Origin of the sequence: Nitratidesulfovibrio oxamicus, assembly GCF_015731765.1 — a bacterium.
Lineage (GTDB): Bacteria > Desulfobacterota > Desulfovibrionia > Desulfovibrionales > Desulfovibrionaceae > Cupidesulfovibrio > Cupidesulfovibrio oxamicus.
The window spans coordinates 1-5021 of record NZ_VRYY01000174.1; the positions used below are offsets into that span (position 1 = coordinate 1).

Sequence of the window (5021 nt, forward strand, 5' to 3'; positions counted from 1 at the left end):
GCCGCCGGGACCAGCGGCCCCGGCAGGCGCAGCAGCCTGGGACGAGGCCCCGCGCACGGTGACCACCGTGGGCAGCCCCACGCCGCTTCCCCTACCGCCGCTGCCGTCCATGTCGTTGGCATAGGCATGGTACCCGGCGGGCATTTCCAGCCAGACCACCGCCAGTACGCCGTCCTCGCCCGCGCGGACCTCTCTGAATACCTCCACCGTCACCTCGGGGCGGGGTCCAAGACCAGCCGAACCACCCTCCGGAACGGACAAATCGGCGGCATGCAGGGAAAAGGCCGCGCAAAGCAGCCAGACAAGCACTGCCGCAGGCACCCGAACATCGAAAAATGCACGCTTCAACATTTTGATTTTATTTTCTTTTTTCATAATTTAGAAAAATATTGAAAGCCTTGAAAAAATCCGCTTGACTTCGGAGCGGGTTCTCTTTAGTTTCCCCTTCGCGTTGAGGCGCTGGGCCATTAGCTCAATTGGTAGAGCAGCTGACTCTTAATCAGTTGGTTCGGGGTTCGAGTCCCTGATGGCCCACCAGAGCAAGAGAAACCCCGCAGTGGAAACCCGCTGCGGGGTTTTTGCGTTGCATGGCGACAGAAGCGACAGTGGCGCGACATGAATCCCCCACATGTTTACGTGCACGTTGCCCCGCGCTGCATGACACTACAGAAACATGATCCGGTTCCGCGCGGCCCCGGCGTCACATGCAAAGCCGAATACAGGGCCGGATACGGAACCGGATGCGCCATCGGATGCAGATCCGGGCACGGCCATGGGCGAGCCGGATGCCGCCCGCCGCGTGCCGCACACGCGGCATCCAGACACATCCCGGACAGATACCGCACGGGCGGCCCGGCAGACAACTCCGGCAGTGTAGCCGCTTTCCCCCCGCCGCGAAAGCCCGAACACCCCCCTGGCCTTATAATGTCAGGAAATGTCCGTCGGACAGAAGCCTGCGGCACCTGACGCCGACCGAATCTCCGGGCTCCGGAGACCGGAACACCGGAGCGCGCCTGCCGGGCCCCCCGCCTTCGGATGCCCCTGCCTCAGCGCGACACGGCGGCCAGATGATCCAGCATGGCCTGGCACACGGATTCCGGCGTCAGGCGCACAAGGCAGGCCAACTGGTCGGGATTGGCGCATTCGTTGCGGTTGCAGGGCTGGCAGTCCAGCCCCCGGGCCATGTGGAAATGTTCCGGCGCGGGGAACGACCACGCCCTGCTGGTGGCACCGCGGATCACGAAGGTGGGCGTGCCCACGGCCACGGCGATGTGACACGGCGCGGAACAGTTGCCCACGTGCAGCACGGCCTGATCGATGCAGGCGGCCATTTCCCGCAGCGACAGCATGCGGTCAGGCATCAGCACCTTTTCCGGGCAGTCGCAGGCGGCCACCACGGCGCGCACGTCGTTCTCCTCTCCGGGGCCGAACAGCGGCATGAAACGCAACGAAGGATCACGCGCGGCGGCCAGCGACAGCAACCTGCCGTAGTGGGCAGCAGGCCAGCGCCGGGTGACGCGACGGTGCGTGGGGTCCACGGTGATCAGCCGCTGTCCCTCGGCCAGCCCCAGGGACGCCAACAGCCCGCGCGCGGCGTCGCGTTCCGCGTCGCTCAGGTACAGCCGGGGCCGTTCGCCGTTCCAGCGCACGCCCAACGGCTCCAGCACGCTGGCCTTGGCCATGGCGGCATATCCGTCGCGCGGGCGCACCCAGTGGGTGAACAGCCAGCGGTTGTACCACGCGGGGGTGTACGAAAGGCGCACCTGCGCACGCGACATGGCCACAACCCACCGGCAGCGCGGCAACTGCTGAAAATCCACCACCACGTCAAAGCCGGTGCGCGCCACCCGCCAGTAGAAGGCCACCTCGCGCGCAAATGATCCCAGTTCCTTCTTGTCGATGGCCCACACCGTATGCACGGCGGGGTTGCCATGCAGCATGGGGGTGCACTTGCGCTCGGTAAGCACGTGCACTTCCGCACCGGGAAAGCGGCGGTGCAGCAGTTCCAGCGAGGGGGTTGCCAACAGCACGTCGCCAATCTGCCGCAACTGGCAGACCAGAATGCGCCGCACGTTGGCCGGGTCGATGATCGGGGAAGCCGGAGGGCCCGGGGGAACGGTGGGGGCGGAATACCCGGCGGGGGGCAATGCCCCGGAATCGTTGCGAGGGGAAGAAGGTGTGCTGTTCACTGGTGCTCCGGTCTGGAATGGTGCCGTGCTACCGTCTTGCGCACGGTGCGTCAACCAGAGGAGCAGGCGGAGCGGAAACGAGGAGACGGAAAGGGTGGAGCGAGCAAATGCCTACCCCGAAACGGGAATGCAGGGCTTGCGCAAACGGAAGGCACTGGCCGAACGGCGCACGGCCCGGCCGGGCTTGGTACGGACAGACTTGGACCGCCAGACCTGACAGGCAAACCTGAAGCGCCAGACAGTGTTCGGCAGGCATTGTCCGACGCGCCCGAAAGGCAGGACAGGCAGGACGTACGGAAAAAGCCCCCGGAGACCTGGCGGCTCCGGGGGCCTTGGACCGCTGGCGGCGGCGCGCCACGCCGGACGGGAACTGGCAAGCCCTCTTGCGCAGCCGGTACCATGACCGAATGTTCCCAGCCCTGCGCGGACCGGCGCGGGTGCCATCCGTGCCGTGCCTCGCCTGAAAGTGCGGTGAGGTCCGTCGCGCCGATCCGTTGCCCTGAGGCGCAGACGAACTGTTCAATCAATCAACAGCATCCATATTGCCGAAGCCGTACGGAAAGTCAAGCGCCCGTGCGGCGTTGCCGGATCACACGGCAACTACTTCATGCCCACCGCTTCGGCAATGCGCAGACAGGTATCGGCGCGGTTCAGCGTGTACAGATGGATGCCCGGCGCACCGCCGTCCAGCAGCGAACGAATCTGCTGCTGGGCAAAGGCGATGCCCGCTTCCTTCACGGCATCCGCCCCGCCCTTCTCGTTGGCGGCGTCCAGTTCCAGATACAGCTTGCCGGGAATGTTGGCCCCGCACAGCGACAGGATGCGCCGCACCGATTCCAGGCTCTGGATGGGCAGGATGCCCGGCAGCACCGGCACGGTCACGCCCATGGCGCGCAGCCGCTCCACGAAGTCGAAATATTCGCGCACGTCGAAGAACAACTGGGTAACGATGAAGTCCGCCCCGGCGTTGACCTTGTCCGCCGTGTGGCGCAGGTCGCTGGCGAAGCTGGGCGATTCGGGATGCGCCGCCGGGTACCCGGCCACGCCCACGCCCATGTCGGGCTGTTCGTTGCGGGCAAAGCGCACCAGGTCGGCGGCGTAGCGGAATTCCGCCGTGTCCCAGTCGATGTCCTGCCCCCTGGGAGCGTCGCCGCGCAGGGCCAGCACGTTGTCCACGTTCACTTCGCGCAGACGGCGCAGATAGTCGGCTATGCGCTCGCGCGTGGCGCCCACGCAGGTCAGGTGGGCCATGGGCTCAAGGCCCATGACGTTCTTGAGGTGCGAGGTGATTTCCAGCGTGTTGTCCTGGGTGGACCCGCCCGCCCCGTAGGTGACCGAGGCGAACAGCGGATTCAGGGCCTTCAGCCGTTCCACGGTGGCGAAGAAGCCGGGCCAGTTCTCCCGTTCCTTGGGGGGAAAGAATTCCAGCGAATAGAAGGGTCGGGTGCTGGCGGCGATGCTATCTCTGATCTTCACGGCGTATCCTTTGCTGCCTGGGGCTGGCGTCTGCGGGTGCTGTCGTGTGGGGGCAGGGCGCGCAAGGGTGCGCATACCGGACCGGATGAACGCGGGGTTCGCCGGGCCATCTCCCTTCACGTGATGGAACCATCCTATATCAAGCTATCTTGATATGTCAATATTGAAGTGTGAACCGGGCCGCATCACCATCCGTCATCGTCGGTACCTGACTGCCTGGTGCATGCCAGATGCGTTCCCGGCCCTGACCGGACCTGACCTGCCCGTTGCGCCGCGCAAGGGTTTCCCCTACACTGCCACCCTGCACCGGAAAGGGGGGACCTGTCCGGGAGAGCCCCGCAGCACGCACCGCTACCGCGCCGGAATGACGCCATGGCGTCAGCATGACGTAGCCATACGCCACCATGCCCCACCCGTCATGGTGCCCGGTCACCCACCGCAGCCACACCCGCCATACCGACATGACCGTCACCGCAGCACTCCCTGTCGCGCCCGCGCGCCCAGTCCCGCCCGGCATATGCCGCACGGGAGGCTGCACGCGCGCCCTGCGCAGGACGGTTGCCGTGCTGGCGGTGCTGGGCCTGCTGCTGTCGGCGGGCACGGCGCGGGCAGACGAGGCCCCCGGCTGGACGGAACTGGACACCGGCCTGCAACTGGGCATCTTTCCCGCGCCCGACGCCCCCGACGGCACCGAGCGCATCGTGGCCTTGCGCATCGACCCCGCCTACTACGAATTCAGCCTGCACACCACATCGGAAGAGGGCGCCCCCGCCCTCTCGCTGGCCGAATGGGCCCGCCGCCACGACCTGAACGCGGTGATCAACGCCAGCATGTACCTGCCCGACGCGCGCACCAGCACCGGCTACCTGCGCAATGGCGCGCACCTGAACAACCCGCGCATCGGGGGCAACCTGGGAGCGTTCTTCGTGTTCGGGCCACAGTCATCCGACCTGCCCCAGGCCGACCTGCTGGACCGCACAGCCGACCCGTGGGAAACGCTGCTGCCGCAGTACCGCGGGGCGGTACAGAACTACCGGCTCATCGGGGCCAACCGGCGCATCCTGTGGCCGCAGGGCGGGCCGCTGTATTCGGTGGCCGCCGTGGGCCAGGACGGCAGCGGGGCCATCCTGTTCCTGCACTGCCGCGAACCGCTCACGGCGTGGCGTTTTGCCACCATCCTGCTGGCGCTGCCCATCGACATCCGCGACGTGATGTACGTGGAGGGCGGCCCGCAGGCCGGGCTGTGCCTGCGCACCCCCGTGCGCACCGACATCTGGATGGGACGCCACCCGGCAGACTTCTGGAGCGGCGGCAACGCCGCGGCCCCCCTGCCCAACGTGCTGGGCGCGCGGCGCA

3 protein-coding genes, 1 tRNA gene and 1 pseudogene are annotated in these 5021 nt (G+C 66.8%); 2 read left to right on the forward strand and 3 right to left on the reverse strand.

Annotated elements, in window-relative coordinates:
- Positions 1-375: pseudogene (locus FVW20_RS20140) on the reverse strand (thiol:disulfide interchange protein); the annotation flags it as partial.
- 86 nt (positions 376-461) lie between these two features.
- On the opposite strand from FVW20_RS20140, the gene FVW20_RS07300 reads away from it, so the two are divergent.
- Positions 462-537: transfer RNA gene (locus FVW20_RS07300), tRNA-Lys, on the forward strand.
- A gap of 509 nt (positions 538-1046) precedes the next feature.
- On the opposite strand, the gene FVW20_RS07305 is transcribed toward FVW20_RS07300, so the two are convergent.
- Positions 1047-2072, reverse strand: a complete 1026-nt coding sequence (locus tag FVW20_RS07305) for a glycosyltransferase family 9 protein (RefSeq protein WP_196608914.1) — start codon at positions 2070-2072, stop codon at positions 1047-1049.
- Positions 2073-2789: 717 nt separating this feature from the next.
- Positions 2790-3665: a methylenetetrahydrofolate reductase [NAD(P)H] gene (gene metF / locus FVW20_RS07310; protein ID WP_196608913.1), complete on the reverse strand. Its 876-nt coding sequence runs from the start codon at positions 3663-3665 to the stop codon at positions 2790-2792.
- Between the two features lie 563 nt (positions 3666-4228).
- Between metF and FVW20_RS07315 the strand changes: the two genes are divergently transcribed.
- Positions 4229-5021: phosphodiester glycosidase family protein (locus FVW20_RS07315; protein ID WP_307831421.1), on the forward strand; the 793-nt coding region annotated here is incomplete at its 3' end.